Genomic DNA, 22,562 nt, shown 5'->3' with positions numbered 1-22,562 from the left:
CAATCCCCTGTGGGGGCGCTGGCCCCCTCCTGACCGCTTCGCGGTCGTCCTCCCCCGTAGGGGGAAGATGAGGTCGGCGCGTTTCATCTTCCCCCTCCGGGGGAAGACGGCTGCGCAGCAGCCCGTAGGGGGCAAGTGTCAGCGACCTCGCGCCGAAGCTGCGATGGTGATGGGAAGGGTCGCGGAGCGTCCGGGCCTCGCCCGGATGTGAGTTTGAGTAGTACCGTTTCGACGAAGACGAACGCTCCGCGTGATCGTTATCCCTCTGGCCGGCACGCGCGGGTCTCGTTCAACCCTTTGCACCCATCCGGGCGCTCCTCCTCGCGACGGACCCAGCCTTGGGCTGCAGCCTCGCCGATTCCGGAGGACCCGGAACGAACCTTCGGACGGGCGGGGACCTTGGCCAATCCCCGATGGACAGGTTTACGTCCCCTGTCCTCTCAACCCGCTCGACCACCCCTGACAGCCGCAACGGTCGCCGTACGTGCGCCCTTCCCGTGCTGTCAGGTGAGATCATTATGCGGGCGGTTTGAACGCGGAGGATTGGCGCGATCAACTATTTCACAAGCCGTTGATCGGGCTGGACTTCATCCCCGAAAACACGGGGATTGGGCGCTGCCAATCCCCGTTCTCGCGCCGAGGCGGGCCGCCCGCGCGCCTATTTTCAGATAGCCGGTGCGAAGACGCGCTCGGATCCCTAGTCTAGGGGCATGGCCCAACTGACTGTCTGGTTCGACGGCGCATGTCCGCTCTGCCTGCGCGAGATCGCCCTGATGCGGCGGCTCGACCGGTCGGGCGCCATCGACTTCATCGATGCGGCGGAGGGCGACGCCCAATGCCCGATCGACCGCGCCGATCTGCTGGCGCGTTTTCACGCCGCCGAGGATGGCGTGCTGCTGTCCGGCGCGGCCGCCTTCGCGGCCATGTGGCGCGCCATTCCGCTGCTCCGCCCTTTCGGCCTGGCGGCCAGACAGCCCTGGGTGCTGGCGGCGCTGGAGTTCAGCTACCGCCGGTTCCTGCGCGCGCGGCCCCGGTTGCAGCGCCTTGTGACCCGCTGGACGACGCCGGCTTGACCTCAGCGCGATCCAGCCGTGTCCGATGGACCAGGGCGCGGTTTCCCGAGCGCGTCGCATTGCACCCGCGCCCAACGCCGGACATCTCTCGCCAAGCCGATCCTCACATTGCCTGGAGGCGGTAGCGCGTCGGCGCTAGGATCCGCGATCTGTCCACGCGGGGAATAGACGATGAAGGCCTATCTTGTGCTCGACTTCGCCATTCGCGACCTTCCCGGCTTCCTGCCCTACGCCGCCCGGATTCCCGCCTTCATCGAGAAGCATGGCGGGACCTATATCGTTCAGGGCGCCGAGCCGACCGTCATGGAGGGTGGCTGGGCGCCTGAGCGGATGGTCATTCTGCAATTCCCCTCCCGCCAGCACGCCAAAGCGTTCCTGGACGATCCCGACGCTCAGGCGCTCTTTGACCTGCGCCACAGGACGACCGACAGCAAACTGGTGCTGGTCGACGGGTGCGATTGAGGCTGGCCTCGGGCCCATCCCCCAACTCCCCTCTCGCATTCCCCCCCTGGCCGCCTTAACTACACACTCGCGGCGCGGGACGTTCCTGACCCCGGCGCCAGCCTGATCCGGAGTCGTCCATGTCGTTGAGAGTCGCCGTCCAGATGGATCCCGTGCTGGGGATCAACATCGACACCGACACCACCTTCCAGATGATGATGGAAGCCCAGACCCGGGGTCACCGGCTGTGGGTCTATACGCCCGACAAGCTGTCGATGGAGGACGGGCGGGTGTTCGCCCGCGCCCAGTCGCTGGTGCTGACCAACACCAAGGGCGCGCACGCCGAACTGGGCGAAAGCGTGCTGATTGACATGAAGGACGACATCGACGTGGTGCTGATGCGCCAGGATCCGCCGTTCGACATGGCCTACATCACCGCCACCCACTTCCTGGAAAAGGTTCACCCCCACACCCTGGTGGTCAACAACCCGGCCGAGGTGCGCAACGCGCCCGAAAAGCTGTTTGTCACCGACTTCCCCGGCGTGCAGCCGCCCACCCTGATCACCAGCGACTACGAGGCGATCTACGACTTCCGCGCCCGACATGGCGACATCGTGCTCAAGCCCCTCTACGGCGGCGGCGGTTCGGGCGTGGCGCGGCTGCTGGCCGACGATCCCAATCTCGACGCCCTGCTGGAACTGCACGCCATGATCGGCCGCGAGCAGGTGATCGCCCAGAAGTTCGTTCCGGCCGTCAGCAAGGGCGACAAGCGCGTCCTGCTGGTCGATGGCGAGCCGGTGGGCGCGATCAACCGCGTGCCCGCCGCCGGCCAGGTGCGCTCCAACCTGCGCGTCGGCGGCCGGGCCGAGGCGGTGGAGCTGACCGCCCGCGATCTGGAACTGTGCGCCATCATCGCGCCGGAACTGAAGCGGCGCGGCCTGCTGTTCGTGGGCATCGACGTGATCGGCGAGTACCTGACCGAGATCAACGTCACCTCGCCCACCGGCGCCCAGCAGCTGAAGCGTTTCGGCGGCGCCGACGCGTCGGCGGCGCTGTGGGACCGCATCGAGGCGATCCGCAACCAGAGCTAGGTCAGAGGATGAAGCGCGCCCGCCAGCGCGCTGATTTCCCGAAACGTTCGTTTTTTGTTCTTGCTACGCCCTTCGCCCCATGGTTCGTTTGTGGATAAGTCGACTTATCCGCGAGGGGGCTCATGGCGGCGAAGGTGGTCACCGTCGCGTTCGAGGGCGTCGAGGCCCGGCGCGTCGATGTCGAGGTGCAGCTGACCACCGGTCAGCAGGTCTTCGTCATCGTGGGCCTGGCCGACAAGGCCGTGGCCGAGAGCCGCGAGCGGGTGCGCGGGGCGTTCGCCGGGCTGGGGCTTTCGCTGCCCGGCAAGCGCATCGTCGCCAACCTGGCCCCCGCCGACATGCCCAAGGAGGGCACGCATTTCGACCTGCCGATCGCCCTGGCGGTGATGGCGGCGATCGGGGTCATTCCGCTGGACGCGCTCGACGGCTGGGCGGCGATGGGCGAGCTGTCGCTGGACGGCCGCATCGTTCCCGCCGCCGGCGCCCTGCCGGCCGCCATGGCCGCCGGCGCCCTGGGCCTGGGCCTGATCTGTCCCGAGGCCAGCGGCCCGGAGGCCGCCTGGGCCGGCGGCACGCGCATCCTGGCCCCGCGCTCGCTGGTGGCGCTGATCAATCACTTTCGGGGCAGCCAGGTGCTGGGCGCGCCCTCGCCCGGCCCGGTGATCGAGGGCGAGCGGGCCAAGGACCTGCGCGACGTCAAGGGCCAGGAGCACGCCAAGCGCGCGCTGGAGATCGCCGCCGCCGGGGGCCACAACCTCTTGTTCGTTGGGCCGCCGGGCTCGGGCAAGTCGATGCTGGCCCAGCGCCTGCCGGGACTTCTCCCACCGCTCACCTCGACCGAGCTCTTGCAAACCTCGATGGTCCACTCCGTGGCGGGGCTGATCGCGCGCGGCGCGCTGACCCGCGCCCGGCCGTTTCGGTCACCGCACCACTCGGCCAGCATGGCCGCCCTCACCGGCGGCGGTGTGAGTACGCAAAAGACGATGATCGGCAGAAACACTCGATGAGTTCGCCGCAACAGAAAAGGCGAGACAAGCGCCGGTAGCAAACTGCTTACGATGAGTCCTGCAAGCTGCATCCATGCTGAACACACCTTCTGTGCCCCATGGCGAAATGGCTGATTACCCGCTCGTCCTACCTTGGATTCCGAGTGATCAGAGGCTTCTGCTCACCAATCAAATGTTCATGCGCAAGAGCGCTGTTCGAACCGATGGCTACGAGGTCGAGTGCGAGTTCGCACAACTAGACGAGACGGGCCAAAGGTTCGGCTCCATCCTCCAAGCATGGGCACCTCTGGAACAGCTGTCAGTACTGCGCGCAGGGTCAATTTTTGAAGGAAGAGCGCTAGTTGGGCAACGGTCCGACTTGAACATGAGACAGGCCACAAACTTTCGACCAAGATTCTTGACTGAGCTCAAGGAGATTTATCCCGGTCGTTATCAAACTAGCGGCGAGCGTCGGGAGGACGAACCAGTCTCAAGCATGATCCTCCTGGCACCATCAGCTTGCGTGGGGGATCACGACAGCCGGCGAATATACATACCTTCCAGCGAGATATTGCGCTTTTATTTTGGGCCTATTAGCTGGCTAGCCGACAGTTTCATGAGCGCTGTTTACGGTGCGCCGGGCGATGGGCTGTTCGATCCAGAGGAAACTCGGTTCATAGAGCCTGGTGTGTTCCAAATAGCTCCCGTTGCGGGATTGGCTGATCGCGCATCCGCTTTGCACCTAGCGTTGCTTTTGAATTCTCCGGATTTGCTGCAGCTTTGGCAGGAAGCTTCAGACGCTAGCCTGGGTTCTGAGCGAAGGGAGGGTGGTATTTTTCGATCCACCTTGATGCTGCCTGAGGGCAAGCATTCCCTCGCGCTTCTTGGCAAAAACTCTTCTGTCGAACGCTTTATGCTGGTAGCACAGGAACGCGCTTTTGTAGCCTCGGCAATAATAAGCGATTATCGACCAGCACCTTTCAGCAAGCTCGTTGTCAAACTACCATATGGGATGAACGAAAGCGATGCCGGCAATATTGACGATGCCTCATATAATCCGAGAACGCGCCACAATACTGTTGTGGCACTTGACGCAAAGCTTGAGGCGCGAAGGCGACCGGGTATCCAAGTCGCCCGATTGTCCCCTCATCACGAATCCCTGCGGCGCACTTTCCCAGGCTTGAGCCGCGTCGCAGTTCAGTACGATGTCGCGAGTCTAGCACGCAATCAGCCACGCGAGGTCGAGCGGCGTATACGAATGGTGGAGGCACTTTCAGCGCTCTCACCGGGGAGCGATCCCAAAGTTGGCGGTGTCCTTTTCCGTCCCAGCAAGGCCTATTTCCCGCCCGCTCAGCTCGAACGGCCGTCACGGCGTCTGTTCGAAGCTATTTCGACTGAGGCGGGCCGCTTTGAATCGTTTGCTGTCACAGAGCTAAAATATCCCCTCTCAGTATTCGTCAAAGCGATGAACAGGCTCTCGCGACACCAATCCGGCGGTCTCGTGGCGCAAGACCCGCTGCAAATGACGAACAACTTAGCAATGCTGATGGTGGGCAATCCATCGTGGAATAGCATGGCGAGGGGCCGGCGGATTGCTATCGGGCGGATCGATGTGGATGGCCGCTCGGTATACGCATTTGAGATGTCGCGTCGGCGGGCATCTGAGAGCATTAGCTTGGGACTTGTGGCGAAAGTTGACGGCTCGCAGATGTCGATTATCGAGCTATCCCGCGTAGTCGAACATGCGACGCAGCAGATGGGTAGTCGCGGCTCAAACACAGAGGGGCGCAATCGGGGTGTTTGGCCTGGCCCGGACGCGTTCCGCGACATAACCGGCCGCATCGTTGCTCACACGGCGAAAAGGCGCTTTGCCAGCGTCCTCGCCGAGGAATTGGATGGGCTTGCCAGATCGCTATTTGACCTTGATCAGCCCACAAGCGCAGCAGCCTGATCATTGGATTGATCGGTCGCCCGCCAGCCACGCTGCCGCCCAGACCACCACGATCTTACTCGCTACTGCCAGAAGCTCGGCTTGCCTGACACATCCCCGCTACTTGAAGTATAGCGATTGCCATATCATTCAGGTCCAGGATACCGCTGTCGCCGCCAATGGTTGCTTTGCGCCTGGAACATTAAATCGCTCGGTTGATTTCTGGGCGCCTTACCGTACCTACTCGGCACACAAGCAATTTCGGAGCATTTGTGGAACAACCAGCAGAAACCGTAGGGTTTGAAGAAGAGGCAGAAGACCTCGCCGTTCCACCAGCGGTGTCGGCTGACGCTACTGATAGAGCGATTGAGCGACATTTCGAGACCGGACGGCTCCGGGTAGTTCAGGAAAAATCCGAGCTGTATTTGCCGCATGTGGTCGATTTCATCGTGAAAGATCGATGGGGCAATCTGCGGCCAGAATATCAACGCCGTCTACGATGGGATGATGCGAAGAAATCAAAGCTCATAGAGAGCTTTATTATGAATGTCCCGGTGCCACCTGTTTTTCTGTACGAAGTTAACATTGGCTCTTTTGAGGTGATGGACGGCCAACAACGATTGAATGCAATCGTTGATTTTCTTCAGGGGAAATTTTCTTTAACTGGATTGAAGATTTGGCCGGGCCTGAACGACAGAACTTTTTCGCAACTACCCCCTATAGTTCGCAGAGGGCTTGAGAGGGCAAAGATTTCTGCCATAACTCTTATGTCAGACTCAAATGGTACTGGCGTAAACGACATGGACCTTAGAGCTCAGGTATTCGAGCGCCTGAATACGGGGGGTGAGCAGCTAAATCCTCAAGAGCTTCGGAACTCGCTGTACTCTGGACCATTTAATAAGCTCGTCGTGAACCTTGCGACTGACGTCAGATTTACGGATGCGTGGGGAATACCTTCGCATGAAGAACACACCCTTAGCGATTTAACTCCTGACAACGCGCTAAGAACTAATACGCTATTTAAGCGCATGCTTGATGTCGAGATTGTTCTACGATTCTTTGCTTTTCGAAAAGATGAAGGAATAATTGGGGGCGTCAGGGGGATGCTCGACAACACCATGAAGAGCCTTCGTAACTCAGGTCCGGAAGAAATAGTGAACCTGAGATCTGAGTTCGAGAATGCGCTAGATTTGACACTTGAGGTATTTGGGGCTCAAGCGTTCAGACTTCCGCCTGTAGGGGCAAAACCCCAAGGCCTGCTATCTCGACCACTGTACGATGCGCAAATGGTCGCAATGCATCGCCTCATGCCTCGTCGCGCGGAAATCGTTGAAAGTGCAGCGGCGATTTCCAGCGCTGTAACGCAGTTGGCCCACCCGGACTCACCAAATTACGACTTGATGGTTGGTCGCGGCAATACAGCCGCGACGATCAGAGATCGGATTGCTTTGGTTGCGCGTACAATTGTCGGAAACATCTGATGGACGGCTTCGAGCGCGCAAACTCTACGTTCTCGAGTCGCATTGAAGATGTAGTTGCTAACCTCACGCTTCGTCGTGATCACTCGTTTTTTGTCCTATACCAAGGCGAATTGTTCAAGCGCGAAGGGATGCGGGCAGATCTCAAGGCTGACCTTAGCCGCGCGCTGAGTCGAAAGGCACCGGCTGAGGTCCTGCATAGAGGGTTACTTTTACAGCTATACGGCACGTTTGAGCGCCTAATTTCAGATATTGCCGAGGCTACGCTCGAAGCGGCGCAGATGAAGGCGGAAACTTATTCCGCTTTAGACGAGGTAATCCGTAATGCGCACACTGTCGGTTCAGCACGCCTTCTGACGAAGATGCACGACAGAGCAATCAACGGAGTATCTTTTGACTTTATACAGCTTCAGAGAGATCTTTCCGCCTGCTTCTCCGATGCCACACCTTATCGGTTGAACGGGGGAGCCTTCACGGCGTTGCTAGGAGTATGCACGTCAGATCGTTTAGATACTTTGTTCAAAAGCTTGCGCCTGGGACTGGCGTTTGAAGACGGACTTGTAAAACACCCGTCCCTAAAGAGCTGGTCCAAGAATGCTAGCACACGAGATGCCCTAAATCGCACAAAGGAGAGGCTGGAAGATACTGTTCGACTTCGCAATCAGATTGCTCACGGTGCCACCGACCCTGAAGTGTCGGACACTGAAGTAGAAGAGAGTGCAAGCTTCTTGCTTGCGTTGGGCCAAGCGCTCTTAGCAAAGGCCGAGGCCGGTCCGCGGACTTAACGCCGTCCGAGGGCTTTGATGCCGTCTGGCCGAAGCTCGCCCTTCGGTCCGACGTGGCGATAGAGGGTCTGTCGCGTGACGCCTAACTCGCGGCATAGGGCAGCAACTCTGGTTTCAGGTTGCCCCATCGACGCCGCAGCCAATCTAACCTTCGCCGCAGTCATTTTCGGCTTCCGCCCTCCAGATCTCCCCCTCGACCTAGCAGCGGCCAAGCCTGCCAAAGTTCGCTCACGAATGAGCTCACGCTCGAACTCTGCGAGCGCTGCGAAGATTCCAAACACAAGTTTGCCTGAGGGGGTGGTCGTGTCGATCGTCGCGCCCTGACCGGTGAGAACCTTAAAGCCCACTCCCTTTGCGGTGAGTTCATGGACCAGATTCACGAGATGGCGCAGATCCCGACCCAGCCGATCTAGCTTCCATACTATCAAGGTGTCGCCGTCTCGGAGCGCTTTCAAACACTGATCAAGGCCCGGTCGATGCTCGGCTTTCCCTGTCACCATGTCCTCATAGATGTGGCATTGCTCCACACCAGCCGCGATCATGGCATCCCGCTGAAGATCCAAAGATTGTGACCCGTCAGCTTTTGACACGCGCATGTAGCCCAGCAGCACGCTTCTTCTCCCGCTCCACAAACGTTCGATTAAGTGACACCGCCAACAGCACAAATGGCAAGGCCCGACGCTTGTCACTATTGAACGTCACTAAAACTATGTGAATTTTGCTGCCCCAATCTCAGCAAAGGTTACGCCGGTTCGCGCAGCCATCGGCCGGCGAAATACATTGCGCCAACGTATAAACCCATATATGGGTATGAACCCCGTTATGAGGCCAAATGTGTCCGCAAGCCAATCACACTCAACTGCGATCGCCCTTCGTGATGCGCTTATGGATCTGCAGAGCGAGCTGAACCTTCCCCAGCTCGTCGCACTGCTATCCGTGGCCATAGAGCCAGGGCTTTCGGTGAATGATCTCGCCGACCGCGTCGCAGTTCCTCAACAAACAGCTAGTCGATACGTCGCGGTCCTTCTGGGCCGTTACGAGTCCGCCAGCGGGCAGGGTCCCCGGCATGCCCTGATATCGCAGGGTGTGAACGATGAAGACCCGCGCAAGCGCGCACTGTTCTTGACCGAATACGGTGCCGAGATGATCACGCGAGTCTCTGGGAACCCGTCACAGAATTTGGTGAGGGCGGTGCGATGACAGCGGCAGAGCAACTCGAAGGTGTAGCGCTGCCCGGCGGCTGGAAGATCACGCGCCAATTACCCCGAGGTCTCGATGGTACGGGCGGGATGTTTTCGCAAAGTTACGAGGTGGTGCGGGACGGCCGGAAGGGATTCCTCAAGGCTTTCGACTTTTCGGAAGCGTTTGAAGATGGACAGGATACTTTGGCGATCTTGAATCGGCTAACCGCCGGCTACGAGCATGAAAGGACCGTCCTTACCCATTGTGCCGATCGCTCCCTCTCGCACGTCGTAATCGCGATCGACCATGGCCATGTCCAGGTTCCGGGACTGCCAATCATGGAAGGGCGTGTCTACTACCTGATCTTTGAAATGGCAGATGGCGACGTCCGTTGCCAAATGGATCTGTCCACCCGGTTCGACGCCGTCTGGTCAATGCAAGCGCTGCGAGATGTTTGCCTTGGGCTCTGGCAGGTCCACAAGGAAATGATCGCCCACCAGGACACCAAGCCTTCGAACGTCCTGGCCTATCGAGACAAGACGTTCAAGATCGCTGATTTCGGCCGCTCCTCTCGCAAGGGGCATCCCGTATGGCATGATGATCGGGAGATCGCGGGCGATCGCACCTATGCGCCGCCAGAACTCCTTTACGGGCATACCAACGCCGATTTCGTCGCCCGGCGGGTTGGGTGCGACCTTTATATGCTGGGCAATCTCGCGGCCTTCCTGTTCTCCGGTCGCAATGTGACTGCGATGCTGTTTGAGCGCCTTGGGTCGGAGCACCATCCATCACAGTGGACCGGCACCTATCAGCAAGTGCTGCCATATCTGAACTTCGCCTTCACGCGCCTGCTCGAAGATTTGAAGCCCGTGATCGACGAAACGGTCTGCGCGGACGTTCTCCGGCTCATTGGCGAGCTTTGCGCTCCTGATCTTGCTCGCCGCGGCCACCCGCGCGGGATCGGCCGGCATAATCAATACTCGTTGGAACGCTATGTTTCGACGCTCGACGCCGCCAGCGGCCGAGCGCGCTTGCAAGTGCGCCTACAGGCCATGGCATGATCCCCGACGCCTGGATCGCGCAGCGCCTCCTCGTGCCGCGTTGGCGCAGCCTTGAGCAAACAGCGCGTGGGGGGGAGCTAACTGCACTTCGACGCGCAGTCTCGACCCGAGAAAGTCAGAGGCTGTCACCTGAGTTGCAGACCCGCCTGGCCAACTGGCGCCACGAACCCGGACTTATTTCCGCGGCGGAGCTTGTTGAGTCAGCGCTAGTAGAGGGTAAAGCTGCGCTAGCTGTTATCGCCGCGCGCCGCCTGGTATTTCAGGAGCGATCTGCGACACCGCTTATCCGCCGGCAAGCGGCAAAGCTGCTTGAGCTCACCGGTCATAGCGGCGAGTTGCCCGAAGTAGCGGCCGAAAGTCACGACAATCCGGTCCGATATTGGCGCAGCCGAACGCGCGTTCACCCTCGAGACGCTTTGTCATGGGTGGAGCTCTCCTTCCACCACACCATTCGGGCGCAGGCCGAACCCGCTCAACGGGCCATGCAGGTGGCCCTGCAGTTAGCGCCGGACAACCGACATGTTTTGCGGTCCGCTGCCCGACTCTACCTCCACCTTCAGCGCCCGGACGCAGCACACGATCTGGTAGTTCGCAGCGCGGCCACTCGGGATGATCCCTGGTTGCTCGCGGCAGAAATTAGCCTTTCGGTGCTAGCTAAAACGCAGCCGCACTACATCAAGGCCGCTCGGCAAATGCTCAACGGCGCAGGCTTGGCTCCGCGCATGACAACGGAGCTATCCGGGGCTTTAGCCACCCAGGAGTTAATCGCCGGAGGCGCCAAGACGGCGCGAAAGCTCTTTCAACAAAGCATGGTCGATCCTACTGGCAACGCCTTGGCGCAAGCTGAATGGGCAAGCCCAATGGCCCGATCAAACCTGGTGCCTCCTGATCGATTTAGGTCTGTCGCGGAGACAGGGGAGGCGTGCGCTTTCCACCTGTACGCTAGTGACCAGCTCAATGACGTTTCGGAGGCCTGTGAGCGTTGGGCGGCCGAGGAGCCCTATTCCATTCGGCCGTTCGAATTTGGGGCGACCGTTGCAAGCCAGGCTGAGAATTACAAAGCGGCTGTGGCCTTCGCCTCGCGCGGGCTAAAGCTACGCCCAAGGGCCCCAAAGCTAGTTAACGCCTTCGCCTTCGCCTCTGCCTCCGACGGAGATCTGGATCGCGCTGCGGCGATGCTGGCCAACATCGACGTGTCGCCAGAAGATCCTTCCAATTTTGTCGCGGAAGCCAACCACGGCTTGATTGCTATTCGACGCGGCAACTTTGAGGAGGGGCGAGCGCGCTATCGCAGAGCGATACTTGGATTCCAGCACCTTGGTGATCGCACTCTAGCGGCGTCCGCGCAGCTATATTTGGGTCGCGAACTTACGCTGGCGGGCCAGCCGGATGCCGAGCAGGCACTCAGCGACGGGGCCAAGGCATGGAAGATGGTGCAGGGCGGCCGGACACACCGCGTACTCGTTGCGGCGGCCCGGAGCCTCAGCCGGCCTCAGGTAACTCCGGCACCAGTCGCCGAGATGAAAAGCTGGGCGATCAGCACAAGGATCAACTATGGGGTGCCGACGTTCCCCGCGATCGGCGCTCCGAAGCCGGGAGATGCCGATGATGTTAGCGCTTAGTCGAGACCTCAACAGCGCCTGACAGCGCTCCTGCCGCCTTTCCGCCTCCGCCACCACTCTACCCCGCCCCGCGACCATCGCTCTGCGCCCACGGGCAGCGAAGCGATGGCGCGCGCCAAATCGAGGTCCACAGACATGAGCCGAGTAATTTATCGTGTCGCTTTAGATGGCGATAACTGGGTTGTTTCGCGCGATGCCGTCCGCCAAGCGGAATACCCAACCAAACAGTTGGCGGTCACCATGGGTAGCAGCAGCGCCCGCCGTGAGTGGGAGCTCTTCAAGCGGCCGTCGCAATGCATCGTGAACCAGGCTAGCGGCAGCTATGAAATTGACTGGCTATACGGCGACGAGCCAGCACCAAAGCCGAGTTAAAGGCTGAGGTGAATGGCGCCAACTGCCCCCGGCCGGCCACGACAGAGTGAGGAATTTGTATGTTTCACTGGTTGATGGGACTGTTTGCGCGCGCCTTCGCTAAGAAGCTGCAGCCTACTTCTTCGTCGGGACGCACACAGCCTGCGCCACCAGCGCGCGTTTATCGGGTCATTCCCGTGGCCCGTTACGATGGATCTGGTACCCCTCCAGCGATGCACTGGAAGCATTGCCATCCGCAGACCCGCCGCCGTTTTAAAGCGGAGATGACCTGCGCGGAGGGGCATTCCCTGGTCCTGCGCGAACATTCAATCTCCGCCGCCGGTGAAGTTCGGCCGAGTGTGGTGTGTCGCCACTCCGGTTGCGCCTTCCACGATTTTGTTCGTCTTAACCGCTGGGACGGCGGCGTCATCTGAAGTGTAAGCCGTTTAGAGAGCCTGAGCCGCCAGGACGACAGCGCGATACAGCTGGTCGAACCGCGAGCGGTCTCGGACGGAAGTTGCCACTTCCGAGAGGGGTGGTGAGAGGAAATCGCCACCGCGTCACCTTTCGGACACCAGGGACCTCCAGCTTCACCTTGGAATGCAGGAGGGGCTATGCACCGGATCTTGGCGGCGTGTTTGTCGATCGTCGTTGCAACACTGGCGTCGGTGGCGGTCGCCGATACCCTGACAGTTGTCTCGGAGGCCTCCGTCGCCGAGCAGAACGCGACGCGGTTTATCGTTCACTCGGACCGACTGGCGCGCAACTACGAGGTCACCGTCCAGCTTCCCAACGCCAAGGTCGCTCTGCCCGGACAGAAGCTGGCGGCCATTTACGTGCTCGACGGCGGCTACGGACTGGCTGGGCCGAACAGCGTCTTTCTCAGCGCGCGGGCCATGATGGCGCCGGCGATCGTCGTCAGCCTCCGCCTTGCTCCCGGCCAACCGTCCTCCCGGAATGAGGACTTCACCCACCGCGCCTTCACCGTGGACGGAAAGACGTCCGGCGGCGGGGGCACGGCCTTCGAGGCGTTTTTGCTTCAGGACCTGAAGCCGTTTATTGAAGCGAAGTACCCAGCCGATCCGGCGGGCTCCGTGCTCTTCGGTCACTCGCTCGGCGGGGTGTTCGCCGCCAACGTCTTCGCGGGCAATCCCGACGCCTTCGCCGGCTACATCATCGGCAGCGTGGTGGTTCCGCGAGATCCCGGCCTCGTGGACCGGGTCGCCAAGGCGACGGCCAGAGCGCGTGGCCAGAGAGTCTTTCTAGCGGTCGGCGGCGCCGAGGACGCTACGGAGGCGGAGAAGCGCGAAATGAAGCGAGGCTTCGCGGCCTTGGCCGAAGCGTTCAGGGCGAAACCTGGCGTGACCTTGCAAGCCAAAACCTATCCCGGCGAAAACCACATCTCCTACTATCCGAACCTGATGCTCGACGGCTTTCGCTTTGTGCTGCCACCCACCGTACCGGTCGACTTGCCCTACGCGCCGTCGTCGCAGAGCGAGCTGGCGCGCTATCTCGGCGCCTACGCCTTGCCCGATGGCCACACGCTGACCATCAAGCCGGGGTTCGACGGATATCTGTCAGCCCAACTGGATGACAAACCCGCCGCCTACTGGTTGCCGAACGGCGCTGACCGCTTCTACGCCTACACGGCGGATCTCGACGTCGCCTTCGATACACACGGGCTGACCCTGACAGGGCGCGGCGTGAAAGTCCGCGCCGAGCGTAAGCCTGCGCCGTAGGCGACTCGAAGCGGATGCGGGCGACTGCCGGACAGGGTCGGTAGCAGCAAATAGCCCCCGGCCCGGTGGCGAACATTCGAGGTGGCAAGCGGCCTGGTGCGGCCCGACCAACTGCATGGCACCTTCAGTCGGCCGGCCCTTCAGTCATCTAAGCGGCGAGCACATCTTCATCGCTAGACAGGCGCTCTGGCGGAAGCACTCGTCCCTCTTGGTCGAACGCGTACAGAGAAGACACTTGGCGGCCATTCCAGACAAATCGATAGTGGACTGTCTGGAGGGAGCGGCCCAGCGCCGATGCCTTGAGAACAGCCAGGCAGGTCGCCGACGGGCGTTCAGGTGGATGATAGAGAACGCCGTCCGCATCGAGGGGCACCTGGGCCCCATACGCCCAAAGCGCTGATGTTGGAGTCGCCGGATCCAGCGTACGCAGATCGAAAAAACGGCCCGCAACGGGAGTTTTCAACATTCGCATATCAAGGCCGATAGCTGGCTCTTCAGTTCGACCTAGGAATCGCTGGCGCCGGGCTACGGAGATCGCCAGCGCCGTTTGATGCCCGTCAGCTAGCTCCAAGCATGGCCGTTCAGGCGGGAAGAATCGCCCGCCTTCCGGGTTAGAATAGGCGAATGGCGCATGGTTCCAGTTCTGCAGCCGCGGCGAGTTCGCGGGAATTGCTAAGCTCGCCGCCATCAGCCGTTCCGCGGACTGTAGTCGCGGATTTGTCAGACTTTCGACTTCGACCAAGGCAGCTGTGCGGTCAGCGCGCACCAAGCCAGCGTAAATCGAGATCGGCGGGAAGCGGGAAGGGATCAAGCGATACGCGTTGCCTTCCCACTCTATCAGCGAGACGTCATCCACCACGTTGCGCATCCAGGTACCAACGCACCTTGTAGAGATCGACTACGCCCCCCTGAAGCATGATACTCAAAGCGCTGGCTCCATCGAAGTATTGGTTAGGCCTTCTTAGCCATTCGCAGGCATGATTCTCGACGGTGAACAATATGTTCAGTGACTTCCATATACCCAATAGATGAGAAATACGCTCTACGGTATCGGCAGGAACAGATCCTCCATACTTTTTCCACTTGAAAAATGTCGATCGACCTGGGGATCCGAGCAGCGTGATCTGCTCATCCGCGCTTAAGCGCCATTTGTCCGCCAAGCTGAAAAAGGCCTCCAGCTCGACAGGAATCCCTGAGGCCCCGGCACCCTCCTGGGCCCCGGGTGACAATTCCTCCATTACGTCGCTCCATCCACTTCCGGACTTGACTGCCGGTATCGTCCACATATAGACTGTCTACATCGGGACTTAAAACCGACATTAGTCTCTATGCGAAACCTGTCAAGCAAGCCCCGATTGGGGAAGGAAAACATTATGGATACCAAGACCATCCCCATCGACACGCAAGAGGACCGGCGCCGAAATTGGTCCGTCCCTCTCAATGGCGAAGTCTACCAGAGTGACGACCCGGTTCTCACGGGGCGCGATCTCCTCGGCCTTGGCGGCCTGGCACCGGCCAGCGAGTTCATCCTCGTGATGGTGAAAAGCCGTCGCACGCGTCTGATCGGGCTCGACGACAAGATCGATCTCCGCGAGGTCGGGGGCGCCGTCTTCCGTGCGGCGTTGGGTGATCGCGCCTTCACCTTCACCCTCGACGAGGTCGGTGAGGTCTGGTGCGCTGAAACGATCGAGGTCGATGACTTCTTGACCCTTTTCCACGTCCCGGAAGGTCACGATTTGGTCCTCGAACGCGTGGACCAGCCGGATGTCGTGTTGCGCCCCGGTGGTAGCTTGTCGTTCGCCCCGCGCGGCGCCGAGCACTTGATCACGCGGCCCGGGACCCGGCCGGACCAAGTTCTGGTGACCGTCTTCGCCACCGCCGGGGTCTTCCCCGCTGAAGGCGCCCTGCGCGTTCCGGCGTCGGCCCTCGTCCAGACTGTGCTGCAGCTCGCGGCGGAGGCCCTGCACATCGCCGACACTGCCGGGTGGGTCGTGTCGATTGACGGGCGCAGTATCGATCCGGCCCAGAGCTTCGCCGACAACGGTTTGGCGGGGGCGGTCGAACTCGACTGGAGCGCGCCGGAAGGTGGTGGCGGCTATGCTTGAAGCGCTTGCAAAAGCGGCCTTCGAGCGTGACGTCGGCCGGCTAACGCCTCGGCTGGCCGCTCAGCGCGGGTGGGAAATCGTTCGATCGGAGTTTCCGGTTCTCGAAGTGATCTTCCGGCGCCCTTCGGCGTCACCGCTGCGCGTGCGCTTTACCTGTGACGGATGGGACGACATCCCGCCGTCGATAGCTCTCCTGCGGCTGGACGGCTCGCCCGTCCAGCCGAACTCGAACGAGGACAGGGCCATGTTCGACAGGGGCGGCAGCGTGTTCAACCCCAGCGCCCACACCCAAACTGGCCAGCCTTTCGTCTGCATGCGTGGCTCGCGCGAGTTCCACACTCATGAAGGCCATCGTGGCGAGACGTGGGACGGCTATCGCGGCCTGAGCGGCAACGACTTGCTCGGTCTGCTGGATCAACTCTCTCAAGTTTGGCGGCGGGCGGTAAAATGACCCAGGTGAATGTTCCCCTAACCATCCTCAATAGGACCTTGGCCACCCTTCGGGCTGGTGGGGTCGTCGGACACGAACGGGTCGTTCTCTGGCTGGGCGCGACGAGCGCCGGTGGACGCGTCCTTGAAGCCTATGAGCCAGAACAGGTGACGGCAAAGGATCGGTTTTATCTGCCCCCGCATAGCATGCGTCAGCTGATGAGCCATCTCCGGTCAAAAAGGCTGAAGATCGTCGCCCAAATCCATACCCACCCGGGGCATGCATTCCATTCGGAAGCCGACGCAGAGTGGGCGATTGTTCGTCATGTCGGGGCCCTGTCGCTGGTCTTGCCGCGCTTCGCCGCCACGACCACAGCCGAGACCTTTCTCGACGAGGTGATGACCTACGCCTTCACCCCTGAGGCAGATTGGGCGCTAACGCCTAATCGCGGCCCGGGTGCGAAACTGGAGCTCGTCTGATGACCGCTGCCGCTGAAAACGCTCGAATGTTGGCTGCTCTAATGGGGGCGGAACTGGATGAAGCCGCCGAGCGCCTCGACCGGAAAGTGCTGGTTACGAGCGATGGGTCGCCTTCCGCTCTAGCTTGGGGCTCAGAGATCGTTGCGCTTCTTGAACGCACAGTCGCTGTGACCACGCATCCACAACAGGCGGATGTCGAGCTGATTATCGGCCAGGCGGCGCCACGGTCCTCCGCGAAGGCGCTTTTCACTACTATTGACGAGCGAGAAGCCAAGGTCGGAACAGAGCGCTGTACAGCGGGCGTGGAACAGCCCCATGCGCTCTTTCGGACCATCGCGGCTTGCCCGGTGGCGGCGGCGGTCTTGCATGCTGTTATTGGCGTGCCCTCTTTGCCTTCAGTGCCCGATCCTCTGGTCATTTCGAAGGCCGAACTGGGCTTCCCAGACCTGGCAAATCTCAAGCCTTTGCACTTCACGGATGCGGTGCTGGTCGGCGCGGGAGCGGTAGCTCATGGCTTCCTCCGCGCACTGCGCCACGTCCCGACCACGGGCGAAATCACGATCCTTGATCCAAAGCTCGTGGGCGCTGGAAATCCCAACCGCTGCCTCTATCTCGACGCCGATGATGTTGGACAGCCTAAAGCCAACGTACTGGCCCAAAAGGCGAGCGGCGACTTTCTGCATCTCACCCTCTCACCTGCGACGGTCGAGTTTCAAGATTTCATGGCCGGCCGCGGGCCCGTCGGAACGGTAATCGTGACGGTCGATAGCCGCCGCGCGCGCCGTAGCATCCAAAAGTTTTTGCCAGGTGCAGTGTTCGACGCTTCGACCACCGATGTTCGCGGCGTGGTGGTACATGCGCATAAGCAGCCGACGGCCAATGCCTGCCTAGCTTGCATTTATCGGCATATTCCAGACGAGCATGCGCGTGAGCGCTCGATCGCCGATGGTCTGGGTTTGGAGCTGGAGACGATTAAAGCCGGATTTATCAGCCAGGAGGTCGCTGAACAGCTGGCAACGATGCATGCTGGTATCGATGCCACCGCCATCGCCGGCAAGGCATTCGACACTTTGTTTCGGGAGCTCTGCGGAGCGCAGGCACTTCGCACGCCTGAGGGGAAACAGGTCTTAGCGCCGTTCGCCTTCGTTTCGGCCCTCGCCGGCGCTCTGCTGGTACTGGAAATGCTCCGGTGGGCGGCAGAGGCGCCACAAGTCAATTACTGGCAGGTCGATCCTTGGAAGGCGCCTCTGAGGCGGCTACGGAAGCTTCGGTCACGCCACCCTGAATGTGAATTCTGTAGCCGGCCGGAATCTCAGAGCTTGGCCAGCTCCCTTTGGGGCGATCAGCGGGAAGACTGAGTTCGATCGTTGTTCTCCTTAGTCTAGCTTCCTAGGAGCGGAGCGCTGGATCCGACCGTACCAGGCTCCGGCATGCCCGAGAGATAGCGGATCACCGTGTCTTCATAGGCGAATGGAGAACAGCCTTTGCGCTGATCACGGAGCGCCCAGCTTTTCCAAATGCGAGCGTCGGCGCAAAGGCCAATGAACATCCATGGCCATCCGCGCATCAATCTGGCCGCAAGGCCAGAAATCCGATGCCGATCGGAGCTACACAAGAACTCCAACTGACTTGCCTGGGGTGGTGATGGATCGCCGCCCGAATGCTTTGCAATTTGATTTCGCAGGGCTTGTGCGCGCCGCCCTCCAGCAATGATGGTCATCACTCGATGCATGACGCCGAAATAAGCGAGAGGGTGAAGCGCTTCCAGCTCAGTCATCGGACGAACGTCGGGCTTCAGCATCTCAGCTAGGCGATACTCAAATTGCAGCGCCCAAGAGTCGGCAGTCACAACAGGAGTTTCGCGCCGATCGGCATGGCAAACGTCGCAGAATGGGTCCACCCCCCGATGAGGAGACGCCGGGCGCCCACAATCATGACACCGATCAGCCAGAACTACCCCATGACTTGGGCATGTGCTGGCCAGCGCTAATCGCCAGCGTCGGCGGTAATAGGGCTCGACATCACTCGCCAAGCAGTGCGGGCACCATTGCAGGCCAGCCCGACGGCGCGTGCGATGATAAATCCCGACAACTAGCAACAATTCAGTTGGGCCGTTTACCCGCAGATGCTCAAATAAAGTTCCGGACAACGGGCGGAATGTTGTTTGTTCGACGTCGTCGGTCGAAAGGCCTGTAGAGCGTGCAAGAACGGTTGTCAGAACCGGCGGAGCCGAGGCGTCGATATCTCGGTTCCAAATTTGCAACCCAGGCCAGACAGAGTGGCAAAAGCTATGGACCCTGGGGGCGTGCCCAAGCGCAACCCTTCGTAACCAGGACGAAAGCAGCTCATCTGGCTGAGGGCGCGGACGCCACGGCCAGAGCGTGAGCTGTGTCACCGGGGGCTACCAATTTTCAGCGCGGCTTCGGAGGCCTTGGTGCGTGCCGACAAACGAATCCAGTCCAAGGAGCGCAAGGTTTGGAGATCAATCCGCTCTCGTTGCGTCTTGATCGCCTCAACCGCGGCCCTGCGTACAATTCCAACGATTTCGCCCGTCAGCCCTTCGGCTTCGGTCAAAATCCACGTTAGAATTCTTTCCTCAGACAAGTTCGAAGCATGCGCTAACGGTAGATGCGCCTCCAGGCTGTTGAGGAAACCCGCGCTCTGGTCGTTCACCGTCCAACGATTTAGCGGGATGGGATCGAACCGTCGCACCATCTGAGGATCGATCTGGATCGCGCGCAACGCGGTATCTATGCCGCAAGCGACGATGGTTATCCCGAGGTCGTTGCCAAGCAGCTTTAAAACGGCGAGGGCCTCCAATCGCCGGTCTTTCGCGCCGCTGAAGACGTGATGCACCTCATCGACGATGAGCATCTTGAGGCCAATCCTTCGCAAGAGGCGAAGAACGAGCGGGTAGAGCACCTCGGAACTGGCATTCGAACTGTAGGGGGCATTCAGGCGCTCCAAAATCCTCCCGAGAAAGCCCTTCGGCGAGGCTGTGATTGCAAAGCTCACATAGAGAACGGGGATCCGCGCCGCGCTGGCGCTGCCATCCTCTGGGCACCCATGAAGCGCGGCGAAGCGCTTCACAAGTTTGCTCTTACCCATGCCAGAGTCGCCAACAATTAGAATGTGGGCATCACCCTCTGTTGGAAAGTCTTCGAGGGCTTCTTCCAATCTCAAGTGAATGTCTTTTGCGGCGCCATGCAAAATGAACGGCCTTCGCCTGACAAATTTCAGTCGGGTTAGGTCATCCGCCTTAAGCACCTCCTGGGCGCCTCGCGTGAGGATCCGGGAATCAGCCAAGCGATTCATCGTCCACCTGGAAAAATACGTCGCGCCGGTAGGAAGGCTGAGCCTTCGGAGACGCAACGTAGGGCTTCCCTTCGTAGGACCCAACGATCTCTGCCGTCACAGTCGCTGCCAACGACCTGCGCTCCTGATTTTTACGGCGCCTATGTCGGCTAGTCGCGCTACTCGCGGCCTTTTCGAGCTCGCGTTGTCGCGCAATCGAGCGGTCTTGCGCTTCGACGTCTGCCACATCTTCCAGTTCGCGCAGGCGTCGCCCATGCTCCTTCCACTCCCAGAGCGAAACGTTTGAGCTAGTCAGCACCATTGTCCGAAGCTCGTAATACTTCCCATCTTCGGGCCTGAGAAACCAGACACAAGAAAGATCATATGGGTTGCGCTTGATTACAAATTTTCGCTGATCTCCAGCGTCAAGATAAGGCTGAAGAACATCACCTTGATACCTAATTTTATCGAGCTGAACGCCATATCGCTCGATGGTGCGGAGATTTATTTCCGCAAAATCCAGAAACAGCTTCAATTTGTCCTTCACAACCTCAGGCTCGCCAAGTCCAGCTCGCTTTTCGGTGCCGTATATCCCTCTATTCCAGGCAAGGTCTGGGCGCTGGTTGCCGTTTCCCGAATGCGGCTGCTTATGATATTGGCCGCAGATAGCTTCGAGCATCCAAAGTTCAAGCTCTGGCAAACTAAGTTCAGCCGTCTCGTTGGGATTTTTGGTTCTCTCCTTACCAAAACCCCTCTGATGGACTGTAGTGCCGCTCAGCAGTCGTAGCTGCGTCATGGCCGTCCCCATAAAGCGCTCGATGATGCCCCCGAAGTGCGGCATACCGCCCGGCCGCGTTTCCGGCTTTGGAATGTTCCACTGGTTGCAGCCGAACACCACGGCGCGAGAACTGAATTCGTTGGCGTTATCGACGTAGATCGAAGCCGGCTTGCCGTACATGGGCCAATCGACTTGAGATCCTAGACGCTCCAACATATCCCGCTTGGGCGTCATAATCCGCGTGATCAGCAGCGCCACGGTTGTCGCGTTGGGATACTCCCAGGACAAAACAAACGCTAAAACCGACCGAGTGTGTTCGTCGATGGCGATTGTTATCCATGGTCGGCCGACATGGTCCCTGTCTTCAACGCCAGTGCAAACCACATCGACCATCGTGTGGTCGATCTGGATGCGCTCAAGCGGAAACGCCGTTGGAGGTGTCTCTCCAAAAAGAAGCGAGTGCCGTTCGCGTGCTAGCTTTTTCCCGAACTTTCGCTCCGTGCGTTGCCTTATCGGGACGTTAGCGTAGCGGCTGCGTAGGGTGTTGAACGACGGCTCTGCCAATTCGTTGGCACGACACCGCCTGCGAATTTCCTTATAAGCATGATGATCCAGGGCGTTTGGGCGGTCGCGGTCATATTCAAGGCGAACCTCAACGATGATGACGTCAACACGAGGATCAAGTCGCAGGCCACCGCGACCACCATTGCTGCGCTGGGGCAGCAAAGACGTAAGCGTACCCTTCTCACGAAAAGCGCGTCGATAACGGTTGAACTGCGGGGTTGAGAGGCCAAGACTTGCGGCGGCACCTGCAACCAGCTCTGCCGTTATTTTTTCGGCAGCTTCCAATTCCAAGATTGCTGCACGTCGCTTTTCAGCCACCTCGACGAGATCAGGCTCAATGAACTGGATATCTAACTCGGCGCCAGGTCCGGGCTTAGCCAGTTTCTTCTCGTAATCACTTCGGCGCTTCATGACGGGTAACCCATGTAGTCATCGTGATTGGATGCCCACGGTCAAGATCCAGCTGACCGAGCGCGACCATGCGATACACAGCGCCGAGTATAGTATCAGGATTAAGCCCAAGTTCCCTAGCTTGCAAAAGCACCGCCCCTAGTTGTCGCGGCTCGCCGGAGGCGAAAAGCTCGCTGCAAGCTGAGATCGCCGCAACATCGCATGCTCTATCGAGTGAAGCAGACAGCAAGCGGGCATTGATTATCCAATTCCCCGCCATAAGCCGATCGGTAACGACCCGAAAAATGGTGTTCGGCTGGCCAGCAGCCCAAACCCTGGCTGCGGCGTATGCGCATCGCATCTGACACCGCGAGCGCCACAGGTCTTGTGATCGCTTGACCTCTACAATTGCGCTCGTCAGCCCAGCGCCTCCATCAAACTCCACGACGAAGTCTGGGGTGTACCTACGGTGTGTTTGCCTTTTCCGGTCCCAATAATGGATCTGAAGCTGCTGCGCGCGGACTTCTTTCACCCGAGGCTCGGTTCGACAGAAAACGAGAAAATCGCGTTCGAGGGCAGATTCAAAAGCCACGGGTTCAGCTCCCGCCGGCGCGCGAAGGGTACCGCGAGAGGCGCTCAGGGGCCTGGGCGGTCGAGACGCAACCGAGCGCCCAGTAACATGATCAACCAAACTCGCCAGCTGTTGCGCCCTGCAATTGGCACTCATGGGCTGTTGCATTGAAATCATGGACTGTTGGCCTCCTGTCTCGTTTCAGCAGCCCG

21 protein-coding genes and 1 pseudogene are annotated in these 22,562 nt (G+C 60.0%); 14 read left to right on the top strand and 8 right to left on the bottom strand.

Annotated elements, in window-relative coordinates:
- Positions 1–710: 710 nt before the first annotated feature.
- The 7 genes from ACQY9P_RS04085 to ACQY9P_RS04055 all read left to right on the top strand — a co-directional run bounded on the left by ACQY9P_RS04085 (position 711) and on the right by ACQY9P_RS04055 (position 7,784).
- The gene (locus ACQY9P_RS04085) at positions 711–1,073 is read left to right on the top strand and encodes a thiol-disulfide oxidoreductase DCC family protein (RefSeq protein ID WP_421736538.1); all 363 of its coding nucleotides are present in this window, start codon (positions 711–713) and stop codon (positions 1,071–1,073) included.
- Between the two features lie 171 nt (positions 1,074–1,244).
- A complete protein-coding gene (locus ACQY9P_RS04080; RefSeq protein WP_421736539.1) occupies positions 1,245–1,535 on the top strand; it encodes a DUF1330 domain-containing protein in 291 nt (96 codons plus the stop codon).
- 119 nt (positions 1,536–1,654) lie between these two features.
- Positions 1,655–2,605 carry a glutathione synthase gene (gene gshB, locus ACQY9P_RS04075; RefSeq protein ID WP_421736540.1) on the top strand — a complete coding sequence of 317 codons (951 nt, stop codon included), beginning with the start codon at positions 1,655–1,657 and terminating at the stop codon, positions 2,603–2,605.
- Positions 2,606–2,727: 122 nt separating this feature from the next.
- Positions 2,728–3,612 carry an ATP-binding protein gene (locus ACQY9P_RS04070; protein WP_421736541.1) on the top strand — a complete coding sequence of 295 codons (885 nt, stop codon included), beginning with the start codon at positions 2,728–2,730 and terminating at the stop codon, positions 3,610–3,612.
- Positions 3,613–4,009: 397 nt separating this feature from the next.
- Positions 4,010–5,542, top strand: coding sequence for a hypothetical protein (locus tag ACQY9P_RS04065; RefSeq protein ID WP_421736542.1), 1,533 nt, complete (start codon positions 4,010–4,012; stop codon positions 5,540–5,542).
- A 251-nt stretch (positions 5,543–5,793) separates the two neighbouring features.
- Positions 5,794–7,002: a DUF262 domain-containing protein gene (locus tag ACQY9P_RS04060; RefSeq protein ID WP_421736543.1), complete on the top strand. Its 1,209-nt coding sequence runs from the start codon at positions 5,794–5,796 to the stop codon at positions 7,000–7,002.
- Positions 7,002–7,784, top strand: coding sequence for a HEPN domain-containing protein (locus ACQY9P_RS04055; protein ID WP_421736544.1), 783 nt, complete (start codon positions 7,002–7,004; stop codon positions 7,782–7,784). Before ACQY9P_RS04060 ends, ACQY9P_RS04055 begins: the two co-directional genes overlap by 1 nt.
- Here the strand turns inward: ACQY9P_RS04055 and ACQY9P_RS04050 are convergent.
- Complete coding sequence (locus tag ACQY9P_RS04050; RefSeq protein ID WP_421736545.1) at positions 7,781–8,395, bottom strand: recombinase family protein; 615 nt, start codon at positions 8,393–8,395, stop codon at positions 7,781–7,783. The two genes, ACQY9P_RS04055 and ACQY9P_RS04050, sit on opposite strands and share 4 nt — an antisense overlap.
- 585 nt (positions 8,396–8,980) lie before the next feature.
- Here ACQY9P_RS04050 and ACQY9P_RS04045 point away from each other — a divergent pair.
- From ACQY9P_RS04045 to ACQY9P_RS04035, 3 genes are all read left to right on the top strand, one after another.
- Entirely contained in the window at positions 8,981–10,027 is a 1,047-nt protein-coding gene (locus ACQY9P_RS04045; protein ID WP_421736546.1) for a protein kinase domain-containing protein, read from the top strand.
- The gene (locus ACQY9P_RS04040) at positions 10,024–11,649 is read left to right on the top strand and encodes a hypothetical protein (protein WP_421736548.1); all 1,626 of its coding nucleotides are present in this window, start codon (positions 10,024–10,026) and stop codon (positions 11,647–11,649) included. Before ACQY9P_RS04045 ends, ACQY9P_RS04040 begins: the two co-directional genes overlap by 4 nt.
- Before the next feature lie 965 nt (positions 11,650–12,614).
- Positions 12,615–13,739, top strand: a complete 1,125-nt coding sequence (locus tag ACQY9P_RS04035; protein WP_421736549.1) for an alpha/beta hydrolase — start codon at positions 12,615–12,617, stop codon at positions 13,737–13,739.
- A 148-nt stretch (positions 13,740–13,887) separates the two neighbouring features.
- On the opposite strand, the gene ACQY9P_RS04030 is transcribed toward ACQY9P_RS04035, so the two are convergent.
- Together ACQY9P_RS04030 and ACQY9P_RS04025 are read right to left on the bottom strand one after the other, a co-directional pair.
- On the bottom strand, positions 13,888–14,607 hold the full coding sequence (locus tag ACQY9P_RS04030) for an RES family NAD+ phosphorylase (protein WP_421736550.1): 720 nt from the start codon (positions 14,605–14,607) through the stop codon (positions 13,888–13,890).
- Positions 14,588–14,977, bottom strand: a complete 390-nt coding sequence (locus tag ACQY9P_RS04025) for an MbcA/ParS/Xre antitoxin family protein (protein ID WP_421736551.1) — start codon at positions 14,975–14,977, stop codon at positions 14,588–14,590. The genes ACQY9P_RS04030 and ACQY9P_RS04025 overlap by 20 nt, the downstream gene beginning before the upstream one ends.
- 135 nt (positions 14,978–15,112) lie before the next feature.
- Here ACQY9P_RS04025 and ACQY9P_RS04020 point away from each other — a divergent pair, with 135 nt between their 5' ends.
- Genes ACQY9P_RS04020 through ACQY9P_RS04005 form a run of 4 tightly spaced genes read left to right on the top strand, consistent with a single transcriptional unit; the run spans position 15,113 to position 18,111 of the window.
- Entirely contained in the window at positions 15,113–15,844 is a 732-nt protein-coding gene (locus ACQY9P_RS04020; RefSeq protein WP_421736552.1) for a multiubiquitin domain-containing protein, read from the top strand.
- On the top strand, positions 15,837–16,295 hold the full coding sequence (locus tag ACQY9P_RS04015) for a hypothetical protein (RefSeq protein WP_421736553.1): 459 nt from the start codon (positions 15,837–15,839) through the stop codon (positions 16,293–16,295). The genes ACQY9P_RS04020 and ACQY9P_RS04015 overlap by 8 nt, the downstream gene beginning before the upstream one ends.
- A complete protein-coding gene (locus ACQY9P_RS04010) occupies positions 16,292–16,753 on the top strand; it encodes a hypothetical protein (protein ID WP_421736554.1) in 462 nt (153 codons plus the stop codon). Before ACQY9P_RS04015 ends, ACQY9P_RS04010 begins: the two co-directional genes overlap by 4 nt.
- The gene (locus tag ACQY9P_RS04005; RefSeq protein WP_421736555.1) at positions 16,753–18,111 is read left to right on the top strand and encodes a ThiF family adenylyltransferase; all 1,359 of its coding nucleotides are present in this window, start codon (positions 16,753–16,755) and stop codon (positions 18,109–18,111) included. Before ACQY9P_RS04010 ends, ACQY9P_RS04005 begins: the two co-directional genes overlap by 1 nt.
- A gap of 23 nt (positions 18,112–18,134) precedes the next feature.
- Here the strand turns inward: ACQY9P_RS04005 and ACQY9P_RS04000 are convergent, their stop codons facing one another.
- The 5 genes and pseudogenes from ACQY9P_RS04000 to ACQY9P_RS03980 form a co-directional block, all read right to left on the bottom strand.
- The gene (locus ACQY9P_RS04000; protein ID WP_421738321.1) at positions 18,135–18,554 is read right to left on the bottom strand and encodes a hypothetical protein; all 420 of its coding nucleotides are present in this window, start codon (positions 18,552–18,554) and stop codon (positions 18,135–18,137) included.
- Positions 18,555–18,713: 159 nt separating this feature from the next.
- Positions 18,714–19,148: pseudogene (locus ACQY9P_RS03995) on the bottom strand (TniQ family protein); the annotation flags it as partial.
- The gene (locus tag ACQY9P_RS03990; RefSeq protein WP_428151172.1) at positions 19,145–20,059 is read right to left on the bottom strand and encodes a TniB family NTP-binding protein; all 915 of its coding nucleotides are present in this window, start codon (positions 20,057–20,059) and stop codon (positions 19,145–19,147) included. The pseudogene ACQY9P_RS03995 and the gene ACQY9P_RS03990, both read right to left, overlap by 4 nt.
- Positions 20,052–21,800 carry a Mu transposase C-terminal domain-containing protein gene (locus ACQY9P_RS03985; RefSeq protein WP_421736557.1) on the bottom strand — a complete coding sequence of 583 codons (1,749 nt, stop codon included), beginning with the start codon at positions 21,798–21,800 and terminating at the stop codon, positions 20,052–20,054. Before ACQY9P_RS03985 ends, ACQY9P_RS03990 begins: the two co-directional genes overlap by 8 nt.
- Positions 21,784–22,506, bottom strand: a complete 723-nt coding sequence (locus ACQY9P_RS03980) for a TnsA endonuclease N-terminal domain-containing protein (protein ID WP_428151632.1) — start codon at positions 22,504–22,506, stop codon at positions 21,784–21,786. Before ACQY9P_RS03980 ends, ACQY9P_RS03985 begins: the two co-directional genes overlap by 17 nt.
- Positions 22,507–22,562: the final 56 nt, after the last annotated feature.

Origin of the sequence: Caulobacter sp., assembly GCF_965279145.1 — a bacterium.
Lineage (GTDB): Bacteria > Pseudomonadota > Alphaproteobacteria > Caulobacterales > Caulobacteraceae > Caulobacter.
This window is presented reverse-complemented; position numbering and strand designations above follow the sequence as displayed.